At 61.1% G+C, this 24,490-nt stretch carries 27 protein-coding genes; 16 read left to right on the plus strand and 11 right to left on the minus strand.

The features are described 5' to 3' along the window. Positions 1–57: 57 nt before the first annotated feature. On the plus strand, positions 58–954 hold the full coding sequence (locus tag D781_RS10145; RefSeq protein ID WP_015672226.1) for a LysR family transcriptional regulator: 897 nt from the start codon (positions 58–60) through the stop codon (positions 952–954). Between the two features lies 1 nt (position 955). Here D781_RS10145 and D781_RS10150 read toward each other — a convergent pair whose 3' ends face one another. The 6 genes from D781_RS10150 to sapA form a co-directional block, all read right to left on the minus strand. Next, positions 956–2,167, minus strand: a complete 1,212-nt coding sequence (locus D781_RS10150) for a hypothetical protein (RefSeq protein WP_015672227.1) — start codon at positions 2,165–2,167, stop codon at positions 956–958. A 206-nt stretch (positions 2,168–2,373) separates the two neighbouring features. Beyond that, positions 2,374–3,186, minus strand: coding sequence for a putrescine export ABC transporter ATP-binding protein SapF (gene sapF, locus D781_RS10155; RefSeq protein ID WP_015672228.1), 813 nt, complete (start codon positions 3,184–3,186; stop codon positions 2,374–2,376). A 1-nt stretch (position 3,187) separates the two neighbouring features. After that, entirely contained in the window at positions 3,188–4,180 is a 993-nt protein-coding gene (gene sapD, locus D781_RS10160; RefSeq protein ID WP_015672229.1) for a putrescine export ABC transporter ATP-binding protein SapD, read from the minus strand. Next, positions 4,180–5,070 (minus strand): putrescine export ABC transporter permease SapC, encoded by an 891-nt coding sequence (sapC, locus tag D781_RS10165; RefSeq protein WP_015672230.1) that lies wholly within the window; start codon positions 5,068–5,070, stop codon positions 4,180–4,182. Before sapC ends, sapD begins: the two co-directional genes overlap by 1 nt. Next, complete coding sequence (gene sapB / locus D781_RS10170) at positions 5,057–6,022, minus strand: putrescine export ABC transporter permease SapB (protein WP_015672231.1); 966 nt, start codon at positions 6,020–6,022, stop codon at positions 5,057–5,059. The genes sapC and sapB overlap by 14 nt, the downstream gene beginning before the upstream one ends. Further along, the gene (sapA, locus tag D781_RS10175) at positions 6,019–7,674 is read right to left on the minus strand and encodes an ABC transporter substrate-binding protein SapA (protein WP_015672232.1); all 1,656 of its coding nucleotides are present in this window, start codon (positions 7,672–7,674) and stop codon (positions 6,019–6,021) included. The genes sapB and sapA overlap by 4 nt, the downstream gene beginning before the upstream one ends. Positions 7,675–7,890: 216 nt before the next feature. Between sapA and folE2 the strand changes: the two genes are divergently transcribed. The 4 genes from folE2 (at position 7,891) to D781_RS23975 (ending at position 9,603) form a co-directional block, all read left to right on the plus strand. After that, positions 7,891–8,820: a GTP cyclohydrolase FolE2 gene (gene folE2 / locus D781_RS10180; RefSeq protein WP_015672233.1), complete on the plus strand. Its 930-nt coding sequence runs from the start codon at positions 7,891–7,893 to the stop codon at positions 8,818–8,820. Between the two features lie 113 nt (positions 8,821–8,933). Then, complete coding sequence (locus tag D781_RS23860; protein WP_158497480.1) at positions 8,934–9,080, plus strand: hypothetical protein; 147 nt, start codon at positions 8,934–8,936, stop codon at positions 9,078–9,080. A gap of 73 nt (positions 9,081–9,153) precedes the next feature. Continuing rightward, positions 9,154–9,345, plus strand: a complete 192-nt coding sequence (locus D781_RS10185) for a hypothetical protein (protein WP_041411795.1) — start codon at positions 9,154–9,156, stop codon at positions 9,343–9,345. Between the two features lie 87 nt (positions 9,346–9,432). Continuing rightward, complete coding sequence (locus D781_RS23975; RefSeq protein ID WP_015672234.1) at positions 9,433–9,603, plus strand: hypothetical protein; 171 nt, start codon at positions 9,433–9,435, stop codon at positions 9,601–9,603. Here D781_RS23975 and D781_RS10190 read toward each other — a convergent pair. Together D781_RS10190 and D781_RS10195 are read right to left on the minus strand one after the other, a co-directional pair. Beyond that, a complete protein-coding gene (locus D781_RS10190) occupies positions 9,600–10,217 on the minus strand; it encodes a Fic family protein (RefSeq protein ID WP_015672235.1) in 618 nt (205 codons plus the stop codon). The two genes, D781_RS23975 and D781_RS10190, sit on opposite strands and share 4 nt — an antisense overlap. Positions 10,218–10,638: 421 nt before the next feature. Continuing rightward, entirely contained in the window at positions 10,639–11,415 is a 777-nt protein-coding gene (locus tag D781_RS10195) for an NAD(P)H-dependent oxidoreductase (RefSeq protein WP_015672236.1), read from the minus strand. Positions 11,416–11,502: 87 nt separating this feature from the next. Here D781_RS10195 and D781_RS10200 point away from each other — a divergent pair, with 87 nt between their 5' ends. Beyond that, positions 11,503–12,399 carry a LysR family transcriptional regulator gene (locus tag D781_RS10200; protein WP_015672237.1) on the plus strand — a complete coding sequence of 299 codons (897 nt, stop codon included), beginning with the start codon at positions 11,503–11,505 and terminating at the stop codon, positions 12,397–12,399. A 2-nt stretch (positions 12,400–12,401) separates the two neighbouring features. Here D781_RS10200 and pspF read toward each other — a convergent pair whose 3' ends face one another. Then, positions 12,402–13,406 (minus strand): phage shock protein operon transcriptional activator, encoded by a 1,005-nt coding sequence (gene pspF / locus D781_RS10205; RefSeq protein ID WP_015672238.1) that lies wholly within the window; start codon positions 13,404–13,406, stop codon positions 12,402–12,404. A 184-nt stretch (positions 13,407–13,590) separates the two neighbouring features. Between pspF and pspA the strand changes: the two genes are divergently transcribed. The 7 genes from pspA (at position 13,591) to tyrR (ending at position 19,661) form a co-directional block, all read left to right on the plus strand. Continuing rightward, entirely contained in the window at positions 13,591–14,256 is a 666-nt protein-coding gene (gene pspA / locus D781_RS10210) for a phage shock protein PspA (RefSeq protein WP_015672239.1), read from the plus strand. A gap of 107 nt (positions 14,257–14,363) precedes the next feature. Continuing rightward, complete coding sequence (gene pspB, locus D781_RS10215) at positions 14,364–14,591, plus strand: envelope stress response membrane protein PspB (RefSeq protein WP_015672240.1); 228 nt, start codon at positions 14,364–14,366, stop codon at positions 14,589–14,591. After that, positions 14,591–14,950, plus strand: a complete 360-nt coding sequence (pspC, locus tag D781_RS10220; protein ID WP_015672241.1) for an envelope stress response membrane protein PspC — start codon at positions 14,591–14,593, stop codon at positions 14,948–14,950. The genes pspB and pspC overlap by 1 nt, the downstream gene beginning before the upstream one ends. A 49-nt stretch (positions 14,951–14,999) precedes the next feature. After that, a complete protein-coding gene (pspD, locus tag D781_RS10225) occupies positions 15,000–15,245 on the plus strand; it encodes a phage shock protein PspD (protein WP_015672242.1) in 246 nt (81 codons plus the stop codon). An 81-nt stretch (positions 15,246–15,326) separates the two neighbouring features. After that, positions 15,327–16,724 carry a YcjX family protein gene (locus D781_RS10230; protein ID WP_015672243.1) on the plus strand — a complete coding sequence of 466 codons (1,398 nt, stop codon included), beginning with the start codon at positions 15,327–15,329 and terminating at the stop codon, positions 16,722–16,724. Further along, positions 16,721–17,779, plus strand: a complete 1,059-nt coding sequence (locus tag D781_RS10235) for a YcjF family protein (RefSeq protein WP_015672244.1) — start codon at positions 16,721–16,723, stop codon at positions 17,777–17,779. Before D781_RS10230 ends, D781_RS10235 begins: the two co-directional genes overlap by 4 nt. 310 nt (positions 17,780–18,089) lie before the next feature. Then, positions 18,090–19,661 (plus strand): transcriptional regulator TyrR, encoded by a 1,572-nt coding sequence (gene tyrR, locus D781_RS10240; RefSeq protein ID WP_015672245.1) that lies wholly within the window; start codon positions 18,090–18,092, stop codon positions 19,659–19,661. A 44-nt stretch (positions 19,662–19,705) separates the two neighbouring features. Here the strand turns inward: tyrR and tpx are convergent, their stop codons facing one another. Further along, complete coding sequence (gene tpx / locus D781_RS10245; protein ID WP_015672246.1) at positions 19,706–20,209, minus strand: thiol peroxidase; 504 nt, start codon at positions 20,207–20,209, stop codon at positions 19,706–19,708. A 211-nt stretch (positions 20,210–20,420) separates the two neighbouring features. Here tpx and ycjG point away from each other — a divergent pair, with 211 nt between their 5' ends. Next, positions 20,421–21,395, plus strand: a complete 975-nt coding sequence (gene ycjG, locus D781_RS10250; RefSeq protein WP_015672247.1) for an L-Ala-D/L-Glu epimerase — start codon at positions 20,421–20,423, stop codon at positions 21,393–21,395. Here the strand turns inward: ycjG and mpaA are convergent. Next, on the minus strand, positions 21,392–22,111 hold the full coding sequence (gene mpaA, locus D781_RS10255; protein WP_015672248.1) for a murein tripeptide amidase MpaA: 720 nt from the start codon (positions 22,109–22,111) through the stop codon (positions 21,392–21,394). The two genes, ycjG and mpaA, sit on opposite strands and share 4 nt — an antisense overlap. A gap of 206 nt (positions 22,112–22,317) precedes the next feature. On the opposite strand from mpaA, the gene D781_RS10260 reads away from it, so the two are divergent. Both D781_RS10260 and D781_RS10265 read left to right on the plus strand, forming a co-directional pair. Continuing rightward, positions 22,318–22,668 carry a hypothetical protein gene (locus D781_RS10260; RefSeq protein WP_015672249.1) on the plus strand — a complete coding sequence of 117 codons (351 nt, stop codon included), beginning with the start codon at positions 22,318–22,320 and terminating at the stop codon, positions 22,666–22,668. A 168-nt stretch (positions 22,669–22,836) separates the two neighbouring features. Continuing rightward, entirely contained in the window at positions 22,837–24,468 is a 1,632-nt protein-coding gene (locus D781_RS10265; protein ID WP_015672250.1) for an ABC transporter substrate-binding protein, read from the plus strand. Positions 24,469–24,490 lie beyond the last annotated feature (22 nt).

Genomic DNA, 24,490 nt, shown 5'->3' on the forward strand with positions numbered 1-24,490 from the left:
CCGCTTTTCGGCGCTTAATGATATACTTATTTCAGAAATCATCATCCGAGCAAATTAATGGATATTAAGCAGCTGATTTATCTGTGTAATCTTGAGCGAGAACGCCATTTCGGCCGGGCGGCGGAAGCCAGCTTCGTCAGCCAGCCGACGCTGTCCATGCGGCTGAAAAATCTGGAAAAAGAGCTGGGCGTGGCGTTAATCAACCGCGGCAATAATTTTGAAGGTTTTACCGCCGAAGGCGAGCGCGTGCTGGCCTGGGCGCGGGAAATCGTCTCGGTGTATCAGGGGCTGAAGCTGGAGGTGGCGTCGCTCAAGCACGGGGTGAACGGCACGCTGGTGATTGGCGCGGTGCCGCAGTGCAGCATTACGCTGGCGCAGCTGCTTAAATCGGTCAGCGCCAAATTTCCGCAGTTGGACTTTCGCGTCTCGGTGCTCAGCGCCGATCAGCTGCTGGAGGCCCTGACCGCCCATACGGTGGATATCGGCATCGGCTTTTTCGAGCTGCAGACGCTGCACGAGCTGCATTTTCAGTCGCAGCCGCTGGAGGACAGCGGCATCGATCTGCTGTTCCATCCGCAGCATTTCCCGCAGCTGGTGGGGGATGCGCCGCTGACGCTGCCCGAGGTGGCCGCGCTGCCGCTGTGTCTGGCCGAGCCGTCGCGCTACTTCCGCCGCTATATCGATCAGAACTTCCGCGAGGCCGGGCTAACGCTGCATACGCGGCTGGAAACCAGCTCGCTGCTGCAGCTGGTGCAGGGGATTTTTGTCGGTCTGGGCTGCGGCATCTTCCCGCGCGGCAATTTACTGCCGGAAATGACGCCGCAGCTGCAGCGGCGGCCGATCGCCATTGCGCCGATGTCGCGCCACGCGGCGGTGGTGATTGGCGAGCCGGGGCGGGCGACGCCGCTGGCCCAGCACTTCTTTGACGCCGCCAAGAGCTGGCTGTTGCAGTAAACTACGCGTCTTCTTGTTGCACGCCGGCGGCCAGGGTATCGCCCAGGCTATAGCGCAGGCGGTTCTCCCAGGCATACAGCGCGCTGGTCAGTATCAGGTCCAGCGCCTGCGCCTGCGTCACATCCTGCTGAAACAGCGGCTGTACGCTGTGCGGGGTAAACTTTTCCGGGCTGCGGGTTAACGCGCTGCTGACCTGAATCACCGCCTGTTGCCGAGGCGCCGCGCGCTGATAGCCGGCGTCGATGCTGTCGCTCAGGGCGTGCACCAGCGGCGGGTGGTGCAAATCCGCCGCCACGCTGGCGGCGCAGTAACGGCTGCCGTTGATGCGCGAGACGCAAAGCGCCGCCAGCGCCATCAGCCGGCCGTTCTCTTCATCATTATTGCCGCCATGAATACCGTTAAAGACGCCGTTGCGCTCGCGCAGGGCGGCGGCATCGTGGGCCAGCAGCAGGTAATAATCCTGCGTACGCGCGTCCGGGTGGCTCTGGTCCAGCACGTCCAGCTGTTCGGCCGCCGCCTCGGCGGGCTGCAGCGGCGCCAGGCGTGCCTGCCAGATTGGCGGACGTTGGTCGAGGCACAGCGGCTCGGCGTCCTGCTGGGTGGTGAAGCCCGGCGCCACCGCCGCGGGACGGCCCGCCAGCGCGGCGATGCCGGCGACCACTCGCGCCTGATAGCTGACAAAGCCGATTATCTGCACGAAGGAAACGATATCCGCCACGCTCAGGCCGACGTCGCTCAGTTGCTGCAGCGCCTTACGGCAGATCAGCGTGGGTTGGCTGGCAAGCTGGCGGGCGTATTGGGTGATTTGCGCTAGGCGGATATTACTTTCACGGGAGGCGTCGGGACTGTCGAGCGGGGCGAGGCGGGCGGCGTAGTGGCTACACAGCGACTGCACGCCGGTGACCTGCGCCACCGTTAGCGCGGTACAGAGGCGGTCATAAGGTGACAGTGTCACGTAGCGCGACAGCGCAACCTGCTCGGGAAACAGCACGTGACAACAGGCTAGCGAGGCGGCAAACACCGGCGCGCGGGCGATCAGCGCCTGATTCAATGCCGGGTCAGTGAACTCGCCCAATCCCAGTAAAAAGCGATCGCGTATCAGAGCGGCCTGCGGCTCCAGCGGCAGATCGCCGCGTACGCTGCGCTGGGTCTCATGATACCACTGGCTATTGTGAGGTTGGCGCGGTTGTTCCCTGAGGCGTGGACTCGTCATCAGTGAGATATCCTGTTGTTTAATCAACTCAACGTAGGGATATCTTCACTGATTCGAATAGCGAGATAAAATAATGTTACGTGCTAATCAATAACTGAAGGGAATAAAATATAAGGATATATCACAAAAATGTAATTTGTATTTGCGCCTGACGCATAAACCGCGCGTTATCCGGGCGACGCCGAGGCCGCCCGGACGCGCGCTGATCAGCGGCCGCCACCGTCGCGCCGCCAGGCGTCGGCGGTCAGGGCCTCGCCGAAGTGGCTGGCGATCAGTCGCTTGGTCAGCTCGTGCAGCGGCGCCGCCAGCACCTCGGCGGTGCTGCCGCGCTCGACGATTTCCCCTTCATGCATCACCAGCACCTGATCGCTGATGTGCTTCATCATCCCCAAGTGCTGGGTGACGTAGATGTAGGAGATGCCGTGCTTCTCCTGCAGTTCCAGCATCAGGTTGATGATTTGCGAGCGCATCGACATATCCAGCGAGGCCAGCGCCTCATCGGCGACGATCACCTTCGGCTGCAGGATCAGCGCCCGCGCCAGCGCCACGCGCTGTTTCTGGCCGGCGGCCAGCATATGCGGGTAGTAATAGGCGTGGTCCGGCAGCATGCCGACCTGGCGTAGCGTCTGGTTGATGCGCCGCTCGCGCTCCAGCGGTTCCAGATCGGTATTCATCCGCAGCGGGGCGTCCAGGATCTGGCCGATGCGCTGACGCGGATTGAGCGAGGTACTCGGATCCTGAAAAATCATGCGGATGCGCTGGCTGCGGTAGCGGTAGTCGCCGTAGCTCAGCGGATGGTCGTCGATCAGCAGTTCGCCGGCGCTCGGCTCCACCATGCCGGACAGCATCTTCGCCAGCGTGGACTTGCCCGAACCGTTTTCACCGATAATCGCCAGCGTCTGGCGCTCGCGCAGGGTAAAGCTCACCGACCTGACCGCCTCGACGTGCTGGCGGCGGAACAGACCGCTGCGGTAGCGGTAGGTTTTGCTCAGGTTGCGCACTTCCAGTAGCGTTTCCATCTCACTGTTCCTCCATATTGAGCGGGAAGTGGCAGGCGAACAGGTGATTTTTCACCGCCCGCAGGCGCGGGGTTTCGATGCATTTTTTCTGCGCGTAAGGGCAGCGCGGCCCCAGCCGGCAGCCGATGGGCAGGTGCTCCAGCGAGGGGATCGCCCCCGGCAGGGTATTGAGCCGGCTTTTGTGCGGCAGCGAGCGGCCGAAATCCGGCATGGCGCGGATCAGCGCCTGGGTATACGGATGGTGCGGCGCCGCCAGCAACTCCTCGCAGCGGGCGCTTTCCACCGTCTGGCCGCAGTAGAGCACGTTAACCCGGTCGGCCCATTTGCTCATCATCTGCAGGTCATGGCTGATCAGCAAAATGGTAGTGTTGTTGTTTTGATTCAGCCGTGCCAGCAGGCGGAAAATCTGCGCCTGGGTGGTGGGCTCCATCGCATTGGTCGGCTCATCGGCGATCAGCAGGCGCGGCTGGTTGGCCAGCGCGATGGCGATCATCACTTTCTGACACTCGCCCTCGGTCAGTTCATAGGGGAAACTGCCCAAAATATCGTTATGATCTTTAATGCCGACGCGGTGCAGCAGCTCAATCGCCCGGCGACGCCGCCAGTTAAAGCGCTGCCACCAGCGGCCTTTATAGGTCCAGCCGGGGATCGCCTGCGCCAGCTGCCGACCGATGCTTTCCGACGGGTCGAGACAGGACTGCGGCTCCTGAAAAATCATCGAGACGTTGTGGCCCACCAGTTTACGGCGCTCGCGCGGCGTCAGCTGCAGCAGGTCGATGTCGTCAAAGCGCAGACGATCGGCGGTGACGCGCCAGTTGTCTTTGGTGACGCCGCAGATCGCTTTGGCGATCAGGCTCTTGCCGGAGCCGGATTCGCCCACCAGGCCGCGCACTTCACCCTCGCTCAGCGTCATGCTGACGCGGTCCACCGCCTTGACCGGCCCGTCGGCGGTCATAAATTCAATCGTCAGATTGCGGATATCGAGCAACGGCATTATTCCACTCCCGCATTGATGGCGCGGCGCATGCCATCGCCCAACAGGTTGATCAGCAACACGCTGATCAGGATGGCGGCGCCGGGCAGCATTACCGCCCAGGGCGCGACGTACACCAGTTCCAGCGAATCGCCGAGCATGGCGCCCCATTCCGGCGACGGCAGCTGCGCGCCGAGGTCGAGGAAGCCGAGCGCGGCGATATCGAGGATCGCCATCGACAGCGCGCGGGTGAACTCGGTCACCAGCACCGCGGCGATATTGGGCAGCACCGCATACCACAGGATCTGCAGGGTCGAGGCGCCGTCCAGCCGCGCCGCCACCACGTACTCTTTGTCCAGCTCGTCATGCACCGCGCTGTAAATGGTGCGCACCATGCGCGGCAACAGCGCCAGCCACACCGCCAGCATGGCGTGCTCCAGTTTCGGGCCGATAAACGCCACTACCACGATCGCCAGCAGCAGCGAAGGGATTGACAGCAGGGTGTCGAGAATATGGTTCAGCACCGCCGAGCGCAGGCCGTGGGTCACGCCGGCCAGCACCCCGAGGATCACCCCGAAGAAGGCGGCGCCCAACGTCACCACCAGCGCCGAGCCAAAGGTGGCGGCGGTGCCGGTCAGCAGCCGGCTCAGCAGGTCGCGTCCCAGATCGTCGGTGCCGAGGAAGAACGAGACGTTGCCGTAGCGCGACCAAGAGGGCGGCAGCAGCTGATAGCCGAGGAACTGCTGGTCGAGCGCATAGGGCGCCAGCAGGCTGCCGAACAGCGACAGCAGCACCAGCGCAATCACGCCGTAGAAACCGATCATCGCCAGCGCGTCGCCGTAAAAGATCCGCCAGGTATAGCGCAGCGGGCTCGGCATTTTCTTTTCGCGGTATACGTTATCGAAGGGCATACCATTCCTTATGTTTCAATGGGTTGGTTGCCGCACCCAGAATATCGGCCAGCACGTTGATGGTGATGACCAGCGTACCGACCAGCATCACGCCGGCGGAAATGGCGGCGTAATCCTGCTGACGGATGGCGTTAATCAGCCAGCGGCCCAGCCCCGGCCAGCTGAAGACCACCTCGGTGATCATCGCCAGCGTCAGCATGGTGGAGAACTGCAGCCCCAGCTTCGGGATGATCGGCGGCAGCGCGTTGTGCAGCACGTGCCGGCGGATAATGGTAAAGCGCGACAGGCCGCGGGTGGCCGCCGCCTTGATATAGTTCTGGCCGAACACTTCGTCGGTGCTGATGCGCATCAGCCGCACCACTTCGGTGGTCGGCGCTACCGCCAGCGCGGCGATCGGCAAAATCATATGCCGCAGCGCGCTGGCGATCATCTCGCTGCGGTACGGCGAATCGGACAGCCAGGCGTCAATCAGCGCAAAACCGGTGACCGGCTGCACCTGATACAGCAGATCGAAGCGGCCGGAAACCGGCAGCCAGCCCAGATGCAGCGAGAAGAACAGCATCAGCAGCAGTGCCAGCCAGAACACCGGCATGGAGAAGCCCAGCAGCGCAAAGGTGCTGATGGCGGTATCCTGCCATTTGCCGCGCATCACGCCGGCGATAATGCCGAGCGGAATGCCGATAAACAGCGCCAGGGCAAAGGCCAGAATGCACAGCTCCATGGTGGCCGGGAACACTTCGCGCAGCTGTTCGCCGATCGCCTGGCCGTTAATGCTGGACACGCCGAAGTCCCAGTGCAGCAGACTGGTGAAGTAAAACTGGTAGGCGTCCCACAGCCCGGCGCCGCTCAGCGGCGCGTGCGGGGTGAAATAGCTCAGGCTGAAGCCCACCAGCGTCAAGAAAAACAGGGTGATAATCAGCAGCAGACAGCGGCGCAGAGTAAAGATAATCACGGTTTTTCTCCCTCCGCCGTTTCACGATACACGCCGGCGAATGACGCGTTGCCGAAGGGGCTGAGCACCAGCCCCTTAATGTCATAACGGTAGGCCTGCAGGCGCAGCGATGACGCCAGCGGCAGCACCGGCAACTGCTGCTCCAGAATTTTCTGCGCCTGGCGGTAGCTTTCGATGCGCTGTGCCAGCTGCTGCGACAGCAGGGCGTTTTGCAGCGTTTCATCAAAACCGGGGTCGCACCAGTGAGCATAGTTGGTTTGCGAGCGGATTGCCGCGCAGCTCAGCAGCGGCCGGAAGAAGCTGTCCGGGTCGTTACTGTCGGTGGCCCAGCCGGTCAGGGTAAGGTCGTGGTTCATCTCCATCAGCCGCGCCTCCTGGAAGCGGCCCTCCACCGGCACGATGGTCACGTGCACGCCGACCTGGCCCAGATCGGCCTGGATCAGCTCTGCGGTTTTCAGCGGGCTGGGGTTATAAGACTGTGAAGCGGTCGGCACCCACAGCTTCAGTTGCAGATTGTCGACGCCGGCCTCTTGCAGCATGCGGCGCGCCTGCTGCGGATCGTAGGCGGTGACGTGCGCGTCGTTGTCATACGCCCAGGAGGCGCGCGGCAGAATCGACGCGGCGGTTTCGGCGGTGCCGTAGTAAATCGACTGCATCAGGCGCTGGTTGTTGATCGCCAGCGCGATCGCCTGCCGCACCTTGAGATTATTGAACGGCGGCTTGCGGGTATTGAAGGCAAGATAGGCGATGTTCATCCCCGGGCGCAGCGTCAGGCGCAGGCGCGGGTCGTCGCGCAGTATAGAAAGCTGGCTGGCGGCCGGATAGGCCAGCACGTCGCATTCGCCGGTCAGCAGCTTCGACAGCCGGCCGGTGCCGCCGGCGCCGAGATCGATCACCACCTGCGCCATGCGCGGCTCGCCTTTCCAGTAGGCTTCGTTGCGTGCCAGGCGGATATATTGCCCGGAGCGGTATTCATTCAGCAGGAAAGGCCCGGTGCCGACCGGCTCACGGTCGATCAGCTGCTGGTCGCCCGCCTTGCTCAGGTTATCGGCGTACTCCGCCGACAGCACCGGCGCATAGTGGGTGGCCAGATGCCACAGGAACGAGGCGTCCGGCGCCTGCAGGCGGATCTCGACGGTGTAGTTGTCGAGCTTTTTCACGCTCTGCACCGAGTCGGAGAACTGCAGACTGTCGAAGTACGGGTAGTCGCCGCCGTTGACGTCGTGGTACGGGTGCTTGTGGTTAAACACCCGCTCAAAGCTGAACACCACATCGTCGGCGTTCATCTTGCGGGTTGGCGTAAACCAGGCGGTGTGCTGGAACGGCACGTCCTTACGCAGATGGAAGCGGTAGGTGGCGCCGTTGTCCAGCACCTCCCAGCGCTGCGCCAGCTCCGGAATCAGCCGGTAGGTATAGGGGTCAACGTCCAGCAGGCGATCGTACAGCTGCGCCGCCAGCGTATCGACCGTCAGGCCGCTGCTGGCCATCTGCGGATTAAAAGTGTTCAGGATGCCGTTGACGCAATAGACAAAACCGCTGCGGTGTACGTCCGGCAGGGGGGCTGGCGCGCTGCCGGCGGGTGCGGCCGCAGCGGCGGCCAGCAGCGAATTGCCGAGGCATAACGACAGGATCCAAATGGGTAAACCACGCATAGAGGCTTCATGAGTTAATAAGCGATAGCGTTAGTGTACCGTACTCTGGCGAACTGCCCAATTCTTCAGATAAAAACGTCGATTTTTCTGCGGCTTGATTGAGCAACCGGCCTGCCTGCGGCGCGCTGGCGGGGAAAAAAAGATAAATTGTTATGTTATAACATATCCATTTCATGTTACCGTTTTCGCCTGGTTACCAACAACCGCAGGGGAAATATGGGAAACACGGCCATGACATACCGTCAGCCGCTGCCGGATGTGCAGAGCGGGCGCGGCGAGCTGAGCGATATCGCCCTTGACTGGGTGGGGATGCAGGGCATTGCGTTGCCGCTGGAGGTGGCGGGGCGTCCGTTCAACGCCGAAGTAAGCGTCGGCGTCAGCGTCTGCGCCAACCGCGAGGGCGCGCGCGGCATTCATATGTCGCGCCTGTATCTGACGCTGGATGCGCTGACGCAGGGCGAACTGACGCCGCGGCGCATCATCAATACGCTGGCGGCGTGTTTGCAGTCGCAAAGTGCGGACAGCGAGCGGGTGCGGCTGGAGATCGGCGGCGAACTGCTGCTGTCGCGTGCGGCGCTGCTCAGCCCGCAGCGCGGCTGGAAAAGCTACCCGCTGCACATCAGCGCGACGCTGGAGCGCCGGCCGACGCTGACGCTGCAGGTCGGCGTGCCTTATTCATCGACCTGCCCGGCGTCGGCGGCCCTCAGCCGTCAGGCGGCGCAACAGCAGTTTCTGGTGGATATCGAGACGGATGACGGGGCGGTCGAGGTGCAGCAGGTGTTTGACTGGCTGGGCGCGCACGGCATGCCGGCGACGCCGCACAGCCAGCGCAGCTGGGCGTGGGTGACCGTGACCCTGTCCGGCGATGAAAAAGTGCTGCCGGCGATCTCGCTGATCGACCGCATCGAGCAGGCGCTGGGGACGCCGGTGCAGACGCTGGTCAAGCGTCAGGACGAGCAGGCGTTTGCGCTGGCCAACGGCCGCAACCTGATGTTCTGTGAAGACGCCGCGCGCCGTCTGCATGACGCCTTGCGCCGCGCCTGCTGCTACCGCGCCTTCAGCGTGCGGGTGGAGCATCAGGAGAGCCTGCACGCCCATAACGCGGTGGCCCAACTGAGCTGGCGGGAGGGCGCGGATGCTGCGTAAAAACCCCATTACGAGGGGCGCTATCGACACGCGAAGATGCAAAGAAAAGCGGCGATGAAACTTGGCGAGTAAACTGCGAACGCAGCGTTAAGCAAGCTCGTGAAGCGAAGGACGTGCTGGATACGTTCAAAAAAGCTATGAATAGCTTTATCCGCTTTTACGAATTTGCTTCGCAAATTGTCGATCTGGCAGATGAAGAACTGGAACGCTTAAATGTCTTTTCTCGCCACTTGTTGCCGCTGCTAAGAGAGGTTTGGTGAGGAAACAGCAGATGCTGACAAGCTGGTATGGCCTGATGGCGTTGCGGCTAAAGTTTCCGAAAATGATTCGGTGATGGATCAGCTTCGCCATAACGATATCGAGCAAATCATGCTCGGAGATTATCCGCAGGCCGTGCAAAATGCCGTAATCGAAAGCATGGGGGCGTTTGAGAAATATTCCGTTGCTTATCTGTCTGATAAGGATGTTGCTCGCTTGGCCAACCGCTTTATACTTGATGTATTGCTAAAAGAACTTGGTCGATGAATGGGGGGGATGTGAATTCGCGTAGAAATATTGGTACAATGTTTTTGCGACGTTTTTCAGCCCAGATTCTGCTTTTCAGGAGTCATTATGAGTAACAATAAAAAAATGCAGGCAAGCTACGCCAAGCCATCTCGTGCTGACATCGTTCGTTCTGTAACAACTTCTACGGCGGTTGAAACCGGGCAGTCTTCCGCAAAGATCGAAGCCTCTCTTGAGGCTACGCGTAAAAAATTCGCGCATTTACGCCTTGCGGTTTAATCGCTTCTCAGTGCTTCTCTCACCCAGTGTTTCATCGGCTCGTAATCCATTGATATGCCTGCATGGATAGCCGAGATATACTGGGTTTTGTTTTGCTCCCAGCTTTGATAGTTCAGTGGTTTGTGTCCTCCCTGAACGGCCATTACGTCGGCTAACAATCGCGACAGGCGCCCGTTTCCTTCTCTAAACGGGTGGATGAGTATCAGCTCGACATGGGTGATGGCGATAGCGGTGATGAGCTGCTCTTCGTCCATACCGCTGCATGGTGTGTAATGAGCAAGATACTTCGTGTCGAATTCATTCAGCAGTTTTGGCAATTGTGTTGAGGGGGCAAACATAAAGTCACCCTTGCTGATATTCACCGTTCTTTCTTGTCCTGCCCATGCGTAGATGTTACCTAACCAGCGGCGATGCCAATTTTTCAGCATGGCTATCTTGAGTTGCCCTTCCGGAAACTGTTGTTCAAACACAAACTGGTAGAGCTGTTCCAACAGAACAAGCTCAGCCTCATCCATCTCATCGGAAGAGGCGATCCCCAGTTTGTTAGCCAAAACTTGCTCGTCAGAGTCTTCCTCATACCGGCCTTCACTATTGGATACATGATACCTACTCATGGAGATACCCGTGTTAATCAGGAGAAAGGAACTTTGGTAAAACAAAAGGATTATAACGCCGGATGAGCGTAAGGAACAATAATCGTAAAATCAGCTGGTTAAATGACGGAGATCGTGCGTCGGCTGGATGCCTGCCTGCCTGCTGAGCGATGCGGAGATGGCGGCGGGAGTGGAGTACTGGAGGGAGATGGCCGACCCGTTTCCTGCCTGGTAATTGCACAATGTTGCTGTGGAGATGAGAAAAATTCTCAATAAAAAGCTTTACAGCCGATATTGAGAACCATTATCATCAACTGGTCGTTCACGGAAGGCCGCTCCCCGCGGCACCGACGTGAAAGGCACGACATTGCTCACATTGCTTCCAGTATTATTTTTCAAGCCAGCTCGGGTGCTGGCTTTTTTTTTGCTTGTCGATCCCTGTTTATTCACGATGCACGCCAAATCCGCCTTGCCCCGGGGCGAGATCCGCGCGCAGCGTCAGCGCCGGGATATCATAGTCGCCGCCGTTCTGCCGCCGAAACGGAATCGGCGGCGTATGCGCCAGGTCGTCGAGGCGCTGTGCCAGCTGGTTGCGCAGCTCGGCAAAGCGCCCGTCATCCATACGGTCGCTGCGGTAGAGCACCTGTGGCGGCAGCACCTCGAAGCCGGGAAAGTGCAGAATACCGTGCTGAATCGGGAACAGAATATCCTCAATCGGTCCGTTGATGCCGCGCGCGGCGTAGTGCGACTCCCAGCCGCCGACGGTGACGATCAGCATGGCGCGCTTGCCCGCCAGCGTGCCTTCGCCGTAGCGGTCGCCCCAGCGCGCGTCAGAGTGTTCCCCCACGCCATAGGCAAAGCCGTTGGCGTAGACCCGATCCACCCAGCCTTTCATGATTGCCGGCATCGAGAACCACCATAGCGGAAACTGCAGAATCAGCACGTCCGCCCAGAGCAGTTTTTCCTGCTCGGTGGCGATATCCTGGCTCTGCGTGCCGTTGGCGAACGCCCGCTGAGAATCCAGCGACGGATTAAACGGCGCGTCGGTCTGGGCCGCCAGATTATCGTCGGCGTCGAGGACGCTTTTCCAGCGCATAGCGTACAGATCGGAAACCTGCACCTGATGGCCGGCCTCCCGCAGGTGGCTGACGGTAAAGTCCTTCAGTGCGCCGTTCAGTGAATGCGGCTCCGGGTGGGCGTAAACCAGTAGTATCTTCATGCTGTACTCTCCGTGATGGTCAGAGACTGCAGAGTAGGCGCCGCTGAGGTATATTAGAAATTAATTTCAAATATTCCAGGTATAAGCATGGATAATTTCAAGCGGCTGGATCTTAACCTGCTGGTGACGCTGGACGTGCTGCTGGCGGAAAATAACGTCACCCGCGCCGCGCAGCGGCTGCATGTGTCGCAGCCGGCGGTGAGCGTTCATCTGGCTAAGCTGCGCGAGATCTTCCATGACCCGCTGCTGCTGCCGGGGCCGCGCGGCATGCGGCCGACGCAGCGCGCCCTGGCGCTGCGCGAACCGCTACGGCAGGCGCTGGCGACGCTGGAGCAGGCGGTGCAGCCGGGCAGCCCGTTCGATCCGGCGCAGGCCAGCCATACCTGGCGGGTGGCGGCGTTTGACTATGGCGAATCGACGATTCTGTTGCCGGCGCTGCGCACCTTGCGTCAGGCCGCACCGGGCAGCCGGCTGGCGGTGATGGAGGTTGCGCCGGCGCAGATAGCCAGAGGGGCGGAAAACGGCGATATCGATCTGGCGCTGCACACGCTGGACGATGCGCCGCCGGGGCTGCGGCAGCGGCGGCTGTTCAGCGAACGCTATGTGCTGGCGGGCCGTGCCGGGCATCCGGCGCTGGCGGCGCCGCTGACGGCGGCGGCGTTCAGCGCGCTGGAGCATGTGATGGTATCGCCGGACGGCGGCGGTTTTTACGGCGTGACCGATAAAACGCTGGCGGAAGCGGGGCTGTCGCGGCGGGTGGTGCTGTCGGTGCCGCATTTTCTGTTTGCCATTTCGGCGCTGCTGGCCAGCGATCTGGTGGCGATGCTGCCGGAACGGCTGGCGCGCGGCAATCCCGCCCTGCAGGTACAGGAAGCGCCGTTAGCCGTGCCGGGCTTCGAGATGGTGATGCTGTGGCATGAGCGCAGCCACCGCGATCCGGCCCACCAGTGGCTGCGGGCGCACATTATGGCGTCGCTGGCGTAACGTTAGGCGGACGGCTCCTCGCCGGGCTGCAGCGCATGTTTTTTCAGCATGCCGCGCAGCTGGTGGTAGGTCAGCCCCAGCAGTTCCGCCGCCTTGCGCTGATTAAAACGCGCCTGGCGCAGCGCCTGTTCCAGCAGCCGTTTCTCCTGTTCGTTCTGCCAGCCCTTCAGATCCAGCGGCAGCGTCGGGTCGCCGTCCGCCTGCGGTGCTGCCGCCGGGGTAGCCGCCGGCGCGCTTTGGGCGAACGGGTTGATCACGATGCGGTCCAGCGGCTGCTCGCTGCTGCCGTGGCGGTATACCGAGCGCTCGACCACGTTTTTCAGTTCGCGCACGTTGCCGGGCCAGCCGTAGCCGAGCAGCGTCTCGCGCGCATGGGCGGTAAAGCCGGGGAACAGCGGCAGCGCCAGTTCGCGGCACATCTGGATAGCGAAGTGCTCCGCCAGCAGCATGATGTCCTGCTGGCGCCGGCGCAGCGGCGGCAGCTGCACCACGTCAAACGCCAGCCGGTCGAGCAGATCGGCGCGGAACTTGCCGGCCGCCGCCAGCGCCGGCAGATCGTCGTTGGTGGCGCACACCAGGCGTACGTCCACCTGTAGCGGCTGGCTGCCGCCCACGCGTTCGAGATGGCCGTATTCGATCACCCGCAGCAGTTTTTCCTGCACCAGCATCGGCGCCGTCGCCAGTTCGTCGAGAAACAGCGTACCGCCGTCGGCGCGTTCAAACCGCCCCAGATGGCGCTTCTGCGCGCCGGTAAACGCGCCGGCCTCATGGCCGAACAGTTCGGAATCCAGCAGGTTTTCATTCAGTGCGGCGCAGTTGAGGGAGATAAACGGCCCCTGCCAGCGGTTGGACAGATAGTGCAGGCGGTGGGCGATCAGCTCTTTGCCGGTGCCGCGCTCGCCAATCACCAGCACCGGTTTGTTCAGGGTTGCCAGCTGCGAGACTTGTTCCAATACTTCTACAAAGGCGTTCGCTTCGCCCAACAGGGGCTCGATCTGCTCGCTCATGATGAAATTCGCCAATAGTTGGTGAAAATAATCACTTTACAGCATGGCGCGGCAGAGTCAAAAATAAATAATCCTTTAATTTCAGTGAAATAAAAGTTGGCACGCATTTTGATTATATCTTGGCGTCCGCAGTATGACTTACGACGGCGCTGAAGACGCCACTGACACCAAGAGGAAGTGAATTATGGGTATTTTTTCTCGTTTTGCCGACATTGTGAACGCCAACATCAATACGCTGCTGGATAAGGCGGAAGATCCGCAGAAGTTGGTGCGTTTGATGATTCAGGAGATGGAAGACACGCTGGTTGAAGTGCGTTCCACCTCGGCGCGCGCGCTGGCGGAGAAGAAGCAGCTGCTGCGTCGTATCGAGCAGGGTGAGAAACAGCTCGACGACTGGCAGGAAAAAGCGGAGCTGGCGCTGCGCAAAGATAAAGAAGATCTGGCGCGTGCGGCGCTGATTGAAAAACAGAAAGTGTCCGATCTGATCGCCACCCTGAGCCAGGAAGTGGCGACGGTGGAAGAAACCCTGAGCCGGATGAAGAGCGAAATCGGCGAGCTGGAAAGCAAGCTGACCGAAACCCGCGCGCGCCAGCAGGCGCTGATGCTGCGCCATCAGGCGGCGTCTTCCTCCCGCGAGGTACGTCGTCAGCTGGACAGCGGCAAGCTGGATGAGGCGATGGCGCGTTTCGAGCAGTTCGAGCGCCGTATCGACCATATGGAAGCGGAAGCCGAAAGCGTCAGCCTGGGGAAAAAGAAAACCCTGGATCAGGAGTTCGCCGAACTGAAGGCGGATGACGCCATCAGCGAGCAGCTGGCGGCGCTGAAAGCCAAAATGAACCGCTCAGAGTAACCGTTTTGCGGCCGCCCGGCGGCGGCCGTCCGATATCCGATAACAGAACCCCGGCGTGCCGACGCCGCAGCGCGACGTCCGGCAGGTGGGAATAACAAGGAGTTGAAATGAGTGCGTTATTGTTAGCCATTCCATTGACGATTTTTGTGCTGTTCGTCGCCCCGATTTGGCTTTGGCTGCATTACAGCAATCGGCAACAGAGTGGGATCCAGCTGTCGCATCAGGAAATGCAGCGGCTGGCGCAGCTGACGGCAGACGCCAAACGCATGCGCGAACGTATTCAGGCGCTGGAAGAGATCCTGGATGCCGAACATCCGAACTGGAGGCAGTCCTGATGGGAAATTTGCTGGGCAGTAAAAAACTGTATCGCGTGCCTGAAGAGGGCATGGTGAAGGGCGTTTGCGCCGGTCTGGCGCACTACTTTGACGTCCCGGTGCGTCTGATCCGCGTGATGGTGGTGCTGTCGATGATTTTCGGCCTGTTTTTCTTTACCGTCGTCGCCTATTTCGCCATGGGTTACCTGCTGGAAGCGGCGCCGGCGAGCCGTTTTGACGGCGAACATCAGCGTACGCCGCGCCAGCTGCTGGATCAGCTGGAGTATGAACTGGGCAGCGGCGAGCGTCAGCTGCGCCAGGTTGAGCGCTACGTGACCTCGGATACCTTCGGCGTACAGAGCCGTTTTCGTAAACTGTAATTGACGGTTGACGCCCGAGCGCCGCCGTCACCTTCGCCGGAGGGCCGTTATGACCAGAGCAAACCACGCCGCCAACGGCGGCAAATCCGCCACTTTCCAACGAGGAGCTGGTGCAATGTTGAAGAGATTGTCTAAAGTCATCATCATAGCGTTACTCAGTTACGGCCCGGCGGGGGCCACCTCATGGCTGCTGAGAACCGTCAGCCGTAAACCGCTGCGCCTGCTGTTGGCGATGGTGCTGGAGCCGATGTTCCGCAAGGGGCTGAATAAGGCATTCGGGCGTTATACCCGCTGAGTCGCAGGCTGCCTTGGGCGGTGGACGGCGCAGCCCCGCCGCAGCGCTGGGTGATTTTGGGTATTTATGCCAAGGAGAAGAATGAAACGATTAAAAAATGAATTAACCTCGCTGGTCAACCGCGGTATGGACCGCCACCTGCGTCTGGCGGTGACCGGCCTGAGCCGCAGCGGGAAGACCGCCTTTATTACCGCGCTGGTTAATCAGCTGCTGCACGTTCACAGCGGCGCGCGGCTGCCGCTGTTTTCGCCGGTGCGTGAAGAGCGCCTGCTGGGGGTAAAACGCATCCCGCAGCGCGATCTCGGCATTCAGCGTTTTACCTATGATGAGGGGCTGGCGCAGCTGTACGGCACGCCGCCGACCTGGCCGACCCCCACCCGCGGCGTCAGCGAAATTCGCCTGGCGCTGCGCTACCGCTCCAACGACTCCCTGCTGCGCCATTTTAAAGAGACCTCGACGCTGTATCTGGAGATCGTCGATTATCCGGGCGAATGGCTGCTCGACCTGCCGATGCTGGAGCAGGACTATTTGGCCTGGTCGCGACAGATGACCGGGCTGCTGCAGGGCGACCGCGCCGAATGGGCCAAACCGTGGCTGACGCTGTGCAACGCGCTGGATCCGCTGGCGCCCGCCGATGAAAACCAGCTGGCGGCGATCGCGCAGGCCTACACCGATTATCTGCTGCGCTGCAAGGCCGAAGGGCTGCACTTTATTCAGCCGGGACGCTTTGTGCTGCCGGGCGATATGGCCGGTGCGCCGGCGCTGCAGTTCTTCCCGTGGCCGAACGTTGACGCCGGCAGCGAATCAAGGCTGGCGCAGGCCGACAAGCACACCAATATCGGCATGCTGCGCGCCCGCTTCGGCTATTACTGCCAGTCGATCGTGAAGAACTTCTACAAAGAACACTTTGTGCGCTTTGACCGCCAGATCGTGCTGGTGGACTGTCTGCAGCCGCTCAACAGCGGGCCGCAGGCGTTTAACGACATGCGTCTGGCGTTGACGCAGCTGATGCAGAGCTTCCACTACGGCAAGCGTACGCTGTACCGCCGCCTGTTTGCGCCCACCATCGACAAACTGATGTTTGCCGCCACCAAGGCCGACCATATCACCGCCGATCAGCACGCCAATCTGGTGTCGTTGCTGCAGCAGCTGGTGCAGGAGGCCTGGCAGAACGCGGCGTTTGAGGGCATCAGCATGGACTGCGTCGGGCTGGCCTCGGTGCAGGCGACCGAGAGCGGCATGGTGGATCATCAGGGCCAGCGCATTCCGGCGCTGAAAGGCAACCGCCTGTCGGACGGCGCGCCGCTGACGGTATTCCCCGGCGAAGTGCCGGCGCGCCTGCCGGGACCGGCGTTCTGGCAGCAGCAGGGGTTCCACTTTGATGAATTTCGTCCGCGCGCGATGAGCGTGGACAGCCCGTTGCCGCATATTCGTCTGGACGCGGTGATGGAGTTTTTGCTGGGAGATAAAGTGCGATGAGCGAGCCGATAAAACCGCGGATCGATTTTGAAGAGCCGTTGCAGCCGCCGCAGGAGCCGACGCTGCGCGCCGGCATGGCCTTTGACCAGCAGCAGGCGGATAGCTTCTTTCCCGCCGCGCCGGAGCTGGAGCAGGAAGAAGAAGAAGGGCGCGTTGAAGGCATCGTCAATGCGGCGCTGAAGCCGAAGCGCAGCCTGTGGCGCAAAATGGTCACCGCCGGCCTGACGCTGTTCGGCGTCAGCGTAGTGGCGCAGGGCGTGCAGTGGGTGCATCAGGCCTGGCTGCAGCAGGATTGGATCGCGCTCGGCGGCGGCGTCGCCGGCGGTTTGATCGTCGGCGCCGGCGTCGGATCGGTGGTGGCGGAATGGCGCCGCCTGTATCGCCTGCGCCAGCGCGCCGAAGAGCGCGACGAGGCGCGGGAGCTGCTGCACAGCCACGGGCTGGGCAAGGGGCGCGAGTTCTGCGAAAAACTGGCGCGCCAGGCCGGGCTGGATCAGGGGCATCCGGCGCTGCAGCGCTGGCAGGCGTCGCTGCATGAAACCCAGAACGACCGTGAGGTGGTGGCGCTGTACGCGCGGTTAGTGCAGCCGGTGCTGGATAACCAGGCGCGGCGTGAAATCAGCCGTTCGGCGGCGGAGTCGACGCTGATGATCGCCGTCAGCCCGCTGGCGCTGGTGGATATGGCGTTTATCGCCTGGCGTAATATCCGGTTGATTAACCGTATCGCCGCGCTGTACGGCATCGAGCTGGGCTACTTCAGCCGCATTCGTCTGTTCCGTCTGGTGCTGCTGAACATCGCGTTCGCCGGCGCTTCGGAACTGGTGCGCGAAGTCGGGATGGACTGGGTGTCGCAGGATCTGGCGGCGCGCTTGTCCGCCCGCGCCGCGCAGGGCATCGGCGCCGGTCTGCTGACCGCGCGTCTGGGCATCAAGGCGATGGAGCTGTGCCGGCCGCTGCCGTGGCTGGAGGACGATAAACCCAAACTGAGTGATTTCCGCGGCCAACTGGTTGGTCAGCTGAAGGACGTGATGAAAAAGGGCGACAAGAAAGCCTGATAGTCCCGCCGCCGCACCGCCCGGTGCGGCGTTTTCCCGTACGGCGTAAGCCCGCGTTGACGAAAGAACATCCTGCTGTAATTTCGTGATAATTATCCAAAAATAATCTCAAGGCCATGATAAATATCTGGCAATAGGCTAAAATGACGCGAATGGTGTTATTCATTTGCGCTTAGAATCAATAACCACAATGATAAATCAGCGTTCTGTCAACTTTTGCTGACAGAACGTTTCTTCTGTCCGGGATGAGAGAGTATGATGAGCGCCACTTATCCCGCGTACGCAAAACCTGCAGAGAAGGCCAATACTGATGCGTTTGGAAGTATTTTGCGAAGACCGGATCGGTCTGACCCGAGAATTGCTGGATCTCTTGGTATTACGCAGCATTGATCTACGCGGTATCGAAATCGATCCTATCGGCCGGATTTACCTGAATTTTTCCCAGCTTGATTTCGATACTTTCCGCGCCCTGATGGCGGAAATCCGCCGTATCGCCGGCGTGACCGACGTGCGCACCGTCAGCTTTATGCCTTCCGAGCGTGAACACCGGGCGCTGCGCGCGCTGCTGGAATCCATGCCGGAGCCGGTATTTTCTATCGATATGAAAGGCAAGGTCGAGCTGGCCAACCCGGCGGCGCTGGCGCTGTTCGCCCTGAATGAAGACAAGATCCGCAACCAGACGGCGGGGCAGCTGATTGGCGGCTATAACTTCAGCCGCTGGCTGGAGAATGAGCACGCCGCGCCGCACTCTGAGCGGGTGGTGATCCGCAGTCAGGATTTCCTGATGGATATTACGCCGATCCACCTGGAAGATGAAAACCAGCAGCCGGACGTGGTCGGCGCCGTAGTGATGCTGAAATCCACCGCGCGTATGGGGCGGCAGCTGCAGAATCTGTCGGTGAACGACGATACCGAGTTTGACCATATCGTGGCGGTCAGCCCGAAGATGCGTCAGGTCTTGGAGCAGGCGCGCAAACTGGCGATGCTGGATGCGCCGCTGCTGATCGTCGGCGATACCGGCACCGGCAAGGACATTCTGGCCCGCGCCTGCCACCTGCGCAGCCCGCGCGGCAAACAGCCGTTCCTGGCGCTCAACTGCGCGGCGCTGCCGGATGACGTGGCGGAAAGCGAACTGTTCGGCCATGCGGCGGGCGCCTACCCGGGCGCCGGTGCGGCAAAGAAGGGCTTTTTCGAGCAGGCCAACGGCGGCTCGGTGCTGCTGGACGAGATTGGCGAAATGTCGCCGCAGATGCAGACCAAGCTGCTGCGCTTCCTGAACGACGGCACCTTCCGCCGCGTCGGCGAAGACCATGAGGTGCACGTCGACGTGCGGGTGATCTGCGCCACGCAGAAAAACCTGATTGAGCTGGTGCAGCGCGGCGAGTTCCGCGAGGATCTTTATTACCGTCTGAACGTGCTGACCATCACGGTGCCGCCGCTGCGCGAGCGCCCGCAAGACATCATGCCGCTGACCGAACTGTTCGTCGCGCGCTTTGCCGATGAGCAGGGCGTCGCCCGGCCGAAGCTGTCGAGTGATTTGAACAGCTTCCTCAGCAAGTACGGCTGGCCGGGGAACGTGCGCCAGCTGAAAAATGCGATTTATCGCGCGCTGACCCAGACCGAAGGCTTTGAGCTGCGCCCGCAGGATATCGTGCTGCCGGAGTTTGAGGTGGAGATGTCGCTGGGGGATGAGGCGATTGACGGAACGCTGGATGAGATCAGCAAGCGTTTTGAACGTTCGGTGCTGACCCGGCTGTACCGCACCTATCCCAGCACGCGCAAACTGGCGAAGCGTCTTGGGGTATCGCATACCGCGATCGCCAATAAGCTGCGCGATTACGGCCTCAGCAGCCGCAAGCCGGCGGAAGACGCCGACGAGTAAGGACGAAAAAAAGCCCGGACTGTCCGGGCTTTTTTATGCGCGAATTACTTCAGCGCCGCCAGCGCGGCGTCGTAGTCCGGCTCAGAGGTGATCTCTGCCACCAGTTCGCTGTACAGCACCTTGTCCTGCTCATCCAGCACCACCACGGCGCGCGCGGTCAGGCCGGCCAGCGGGCCGTCAGCGATTTCCACGCCGTAGGTCTGCTTGAATTCGGCGCCGCGCAGGGTGGACAGGGTAACCACATTGCTCAGGCCTTCCGCACCGCAGAAACGGGACTGGGCGAACGGCAGGTCGGCGGAGATGCACAGCACCACGGTGTTGTCCAGGCCGCTGGCCAGCTGGTTGAACTTACGCACCGAGGTGGCGCAGACGCCGGTGTCGATGCTTGGGAAAATATTCAGCACTTTGCGCTTGCCGGCAAAGCTGCTCAGCGCAACGTTGGACAGATCTTTTGCCACCAGGGTGAACGGCTGACCTTGCTCGCCGGCTTTCGGCAGTTGGCCGGCCACGGCAACGGGGTTACTCTGGAACTTTACGGTCTGAGTCATGGTTAGATTCCTTTGACAGGTGTTTATACAAAAGATGTGCACCTAATCGGCGAGCGGCTGACGCTCATTTTAACATTAGGTTCACACCTTGCCGTCAGTCTATGTCAATGCATGGCGCTTGGGTATACAAAATTGGCTAAACAGTTGTATATATTGGCATACCCCTGCGTACCGCGCTGATATTACGCGTACTATTCAACCAGGAGCGGTGATGAGAAGCATGCGTTTTTACCCACAGGCCTGGCCGCTGCGCGCCGCGTTTGTTATTTCACGCGGCAGCCGCAGCGCGGCCAGCGTGGTGGTGGTGGAAATCGAGCAGCAGGGCGTATGCGGCGTGGGAGAGTGCACGCCGTACCCGCGCTACGGCGAGAGTGAGAGTTCGGTGCTGGCGCAGCTGGAGGCGATCAGGCCGGAGATCGAGCGCGGCCTGTCGCGTGAGGAACTGCAGCAGCGGATGCCGGCCGGCGCGGCGCGTAATGCGCTGGACTGCGCCTTATGGGATCTGGCGTGCCGCCGGCAGGAGCGGACGTTGTGGCAGGCTACGGGCGTGCAGCCGCCGCCGCAGGTGACGACGGCGCAGACCGTCAGCATTGATACGCCGGAGGCGATGGCCCGGGCCGCGCTGGAGCTGAGCCGCCGCGGCGCTACGCTGCTGAAAATCAAACTGGACGACCGGCTGATCAGCGAACGCCTGGTGGCGATCCGCGACGCGGCGCCGGAGGCGACGCTGGTCGTCGACGCTAATGAGTCCTGGCAGGCGGAGGGGCTGGCAGCGCGCTGCCAGCTGCTGGCGGATTTACGGGTGGCGATGCTGGAACAGCCGCTGCCGGCCGGCAACGATCGGGCGTTGGCCAATTTTATCCATCCGCTGCCGATTTGCGCCGATGAAAGCTGCCATACCCGTGACGATCTGGCCCGGCTCGCCGGGCGCTATCAGATGGTCAATATCAAACTGGATAAGACCGGCGGGTTGACGGAGGCGCTGGCGCTGGCCGCACAGGCCGCCGAGCAGGGATTTACGCTGATGCTCGGCTGTATGCTGTGCACCTCGCGGGCGGTGGCGGCGGCGTTGCCGCTGGCGCCCGCGGCGCGATTTGTCGATCTGGACGGGCCGACCTGGCTGGCGCAGGATGTCGAACCCGGCCTGGATTTTGCCTGCGGCGTCATCCGGCTGGGGGACGCCTAAGGGCGGGATACCAGCGGGTAGGTCAGCAGCTCAATCATCGCCTCCAGATACTGTTCGCTGGCGGCATCGGCGGAGATGGCCGGCAGTTCGGCGGTGATGCTCGGCAGCGACAGGTCGGCGCACCAGCTGCCGAACGATCCCGGCGTTTCATAGCCGACGCTGCTGACCAGCGGCAGGGCGAATTTGTGCGACAGCCAGACGCCCAGGTGTGAGCTGGCCGGATCTTCAATGCACGCCAGCGGCTCATGAAAAGAGACCACCCAGGCCGGCTTCAGCCGGTGGATCAGGTGGCAGAGCGCCTGGGTTTCCGGTTCGGAGCCAGGGCGGCCGCCGGTTGACAGCTTCACCTCCCGTGTCGGCGCGGCGCTGTTCCAGCGGTACACCGTATCGCCGGAGCGCCAGTTGGCGGAGGGAAAATTGCGGTTTAAATCCACGCCGTTGGCGTTGGCGCGCAGCCCGAGCTGGCAGCCGTCCGGGTTGACCGCCAGCACCACATGGTGGCGCAGCGCGGCGGGAGACAGGCTGCGCAAGGCGCAGGACAGGGTGACGATGGCGGCACTTTCATCGCCGTGCGTGCCGGCGATGATCAGCCCGGTGTCCGGGCCGCGCGCGGCGGCGGGAAAATAGAGCAGCGGTGCGCCTAATAACGATTTTCCGTAACTTTCTCCTGCCACGGCCAGCTGGCCGCGTTCACTACGCGGTCGTTGTTGAGTCATGGTGTCGCCCTGTGTCGTCAGTCGGTGAAAATGCATTGTTATTTTATTCAGTGTATTACGCTTTGCTGCGACTTTCCCACTACATTGTTGCCCTGCGGCTTATCTGAGCGGTCGGCGGCGGCGCGGCGTAATGTTCGCTGCCGTCGCCGCCGCCGCTTGTTATACTAAGCAGACAGCCAAGCCGATAATCAGCAAGGAGATTTACTATGCCAGTCGCCAGAATAGTCGCCAGTTACACGGAACACGAGCAGGACACGATCACGCTGTTGTGCGGCGTGGATGATGAGAATCAGATCCGCCAGGGGGAGTGGTTCGGCGTGGTGAAAAACGATGACGGACGCGGGGACGAATCCAACTACCCGTTTACTCTGCATGTGGATTACCAGAAAAACAGCTTCTACCTCGATTACGGCTATGACGACGCCAACGATCGCCAGCTGCAGACCACCGATATTCAGCAAAGGGCGCTGGAGGAGAACGGCCAGTTCACCATCTTTGATGAAGAAGAAGGCGAAGAGTTCACCTACCGTATCCGCTCCATCCACCTCTACGACTAAGCCCCAGAGCGCGCCGCCGACCGATGGCTCGGCGGCGTAAAGCGGGCCGCTATCGCATTTTTGCACCGCCAGCACCGTTTTTCCCACAGCGCCGCCGCCGCCATGATGCGCCGCGGCGCTTTTGGGTATATGATAAAAAATTCAGATGGTTAACGCGGGATAATAACGATGGCGAGAGAAAAAATTCAACGGGGTTTCCGTTTGGCAGGGTGCGCAGCGGCCGCCTGCCTGAGCGCTGGCGTCAGCGCCGCCCAGGTGCCGGCCGGTACGGTGCTGGCGGATAAACAGGAAATCGTGCGCCATATCAAAGATGAGCCCGCGTCGCTCGACCCGATTAAAGCCGTTGGCCTGCCGGAGGCGCAGGTGGCGCGCGACCTGTTTGAAGGGCTGGTGAATCAGGATGCGCAGGGCAATATTATCCCCGGCGTCGCCAGCCGTTGGCAGACCTCGGATAACCAGACCTTCCTCTTTACCCTGCGCAAAGATGCGCGCTGGTCAAACGGTGACCCTGTCACGGCGGAGGATTTCGTCTACAGCTGGCAGCGGCTGGTAGACCCGAAAAGCCTGTCGCCGTTTGCCTGGTTTGCCCAGTTGGCGGGGATCCAGAACGCCGACGCAATCATCGCCGGCAAGCTGCCGGCCGACAAGCTGGGAGTGACGGCGGTGGACGCCCATACCCTGAAGGTGCAGTTGAATAAGCCGGTGCCGTACTTTGTCAGCCTGACCGCCAACTTCAGCCTGTTCCCGGCGCCGAAAGCGGTGGTGGAGAAATACGGCAGCGACTGGACCAAGGTGGGCAACCTGGTCGGCAACGGCGCGTTTAAACTGCAGCAGCGGGTGGTGAATGAGAAGCTGGTGCTGGCGCCGAATGAACACTACTGGGACCATAAACACACCGTGCTGACCAAGGTGACGTTTGTGCCGATCAATCAGGAATCCAACGCCACCAAGCGCTATCTGGCGGGGGATATCGATATCACCGAATCCTTCCCGAAGAATATGTACCGCAAGCTGCTGAAGGATATTCCGGATCAGGTCTACACCCCCGATCAGCTGGGCACCTATTATTATGCGTTTAACACCCAGCGCGCGCCGACCAACGATGTGCGGGTGCGCAAGGCGCTGTCCTACGCCATCGACCGCAAAATTATCGCCGAAAAAGTGCTGGGCACCGGTGAAAAACCGGCCTACCACTTCACCCCGGACGTGACCGCCGGCTTTAAAGCCAAAGAGAGCCTGCTGCAGCAGCAATCGCAGGCGGAGCTGGACGCGCAGGCCAAGGCGCTGATCCAGTCTGCCGGCTATGGCCCGGATAAGCCGCTGAAACTGACGCTGTTGTACAACACCTCGGAAAGCCACCAGAAGATCGCCATTGCCGTGGCCTCAATGTGGAAGAAAAAGCTGGGGGTGAACGTCAGACTGCAGAATCAGGAGTGGAAAACCTATATCGACAGCCGTAATACCGGCAACTTTGACGTGATCCGCGCCTCTTGGGTGGGGGATTACAACGAGGCGTCCACCTTCCTGTCGCTGCTGGGGTCGTCGCATGCCGGTAATATTGCCAAGTTCCGCAATGCTGATTATGACCGCGTGCTGGCGGAAGCCAGCCGGCGCACCAGCCCGGCGGCGCTGAACGACGATTACAACAAGGCGGAGCAGATCCTGGCCGATCAGGCGCCGATCGCACCGATTTACCAGTACACTAACGGCCGCCTGATCAAACCCTGGGTAAAAGGCTACCCGATTACCAACCCGGAAGATGTGGCCTATAGCCAGACGATGTATATCGTCAAGCATTGACGGGCGTTGTTTCCTCGCTAAA

It is taken from the genome of Serratia sp. FGI94, assembly GCF_000330865.1.
GTDB classification, from domain to species: domain Bacteria; phylum Pseudomonadota; class Gammaproteobacteria; order Enterobacterales; family Enterobacteriaceae; genus Serratia_B; species Serratia_B rubidaea.

Bases quoted from the DNA above. Each gene is read 5' to 3' on its own strand.
- sapD (WP_015672229.1), bottom strand. From the start codon at position 4,180: ATGCCGTTGCTCGATATCCGCAATCTGACGATTGAATTTATGACCGCC.
- pspB (WP_015672240.1), top strand. From the start codon at position 14,364: ATGAGTGCGTTATTGTTAGCCATTCCATTGACGATTTTTGTGCTGTTC.
- sapC (WP_015672230.1), bottom strand. From the start codon at position 5,070: ATGCCCTTCGATAACGTATACCGCGAAAAGAAAATGCCGAGCCCGCTG.
- tyrR (WP_015672245.1), top strand. From the start codon at position 18,090: ATGCGTTTGGAAGTATTTTGCGAAGACCGGATCGGTCTGACCCGAGAA.
- pspF (WP_015672238.1), bottom strand. From the start codon at position 13,406: ATGAGCGAGCAGATCGAGCCCCTGTTGGGCGAAGCGAACGCCTTTGTA.
- D781_RS10185 (WP_041411795.1), top strand. From the start codon at position 9,154: ATGGATCAGCTTCGCCATAACGATATCGAGCAAATCATGCTCGGAGAT.
- sapF (WP_015672228.1), bottom strand. From the start codon at position 3,186: ATGGAAACGCTACTGGAAGTGCGCAACCTGAGCAAAACCTACCGCTAC.
- D781_RS10190 (WP_015672235.1), bottom strand. From the start codon at position 10,217: ATGAGTAGGTATCATGTATCCAATAGTGAAGGCCGGTATGAGGAAGAC.
- folE2 (WP_015672233.1), top strand. From the start codon at position 7,891: ATGGGAAACACGGCCATGACATACCGTCAGCCGCTGCCGGATGTGCAG.
- D781_RS10260 (WP_015672249.1), top strand. From the start codon at position 22,318: ATGCCAGTCGCCAGAATAGTCGCCAGTTACACGGAACACGAGCAGGAC.
- pspC (WP_015672241.1), top strand. From the start codon at position 14,591: ATGGGAAATTTGCTGGGCAGTAAAAAACTGTATCGCGTGCCTGAAGAG.
- sapA (WP_015672232.1), bottom strand. From the start codon at position 7,674: ATGCGTGGTTTACCCATTTGGATCCTGTCGTTATGCCTCGGCAATTCG.
- mpaA (WP_015672248.1), bottom strand. From the start codon at position 22,111: ATGACTCAACAACGACCGCGTAGTGAACGCGGCCAGCTGGCCGTGGCA.
- tpx (WP_015672246.1), bottom strand. From the start codon at position 20,209: ATGACTCAGACCGTAAAGTTCCAGAGTAACCCCGTTGCCGTGGCCGGC.
- pspA (WP_015672239.1), top strand. From the start codon at position 13,591: ATGGGTATTTTTTCTCGTTTTGCCGACATTGTGAACGCCAACATCAAT.
- D781_RS10265 (WP_015672250.1), top strand. From the start codon at position 22,837: ATGGCGAGAGAAAAAATTCAACGGGGTTTCCGTTTGGCAGGGTGCGCA.
- D781_RS10230 (WP_015672243.1), top strand. From the start codon at position 15,327: ATGAAACGATTAAAAAATGAATTAACCTCGCTGGTCAACCGCGGTATG.
- D781_RS10145 (WP_015672226.1), top strand. From the start codon at position 58: ATGGATATTAAGCAGCTGATTTATCTGTGTAATCTTGAGCGAGAACGC.
- ycjG (WP_015672247.1), top strand. From the start codon at position 20,421: ATGAGAAGCATGCGTTTTTACCCACAGGCCTGGCCGCTGCGCGCCGCG.
- D781_RS10150 (WP_015672227.1), bottom strand. From the start codon at position 2,167: ATGACGAGTCCACGCCTCAGGGAACAACCGCGCCAACCTCACAATAGC.
- D781_RS10195 (WP_015672236.1), bottom strand. From the start codon at position 11,415: ATGAAGATACTACTGGTTTACGCCCACCCGGAGCCGCATTCACTGAAC.
- D781_RS10200 (WP_015672237.1), top strand. From the start codon at position 11,503: ATGGATAATTTCAAGCGGCTGGATCTTAACCTGCTGGTGACGCTGGAC.
- D781_RS10235 (WP_015672244.1), top strand. From the start codon at position 16,721: ATGAGCGAGCCGATAAAACCGCGGATCGATTTTGAAGAGCCGTTGCAG.
- D781_RS23975 (WP_015672234.1), top strand. From the start codon at position 9,433: ATGAGTAACAATAAAAAAATGCAGGCAAGCTACGCCAAGCCATCTCGT.
- pspD (WP_015672242.1), top strand. From the start codon at position 15,000: ATGACCAGAGCAAACCACGCCGCCAACGGCGGCAAATCCGCCACTTTC.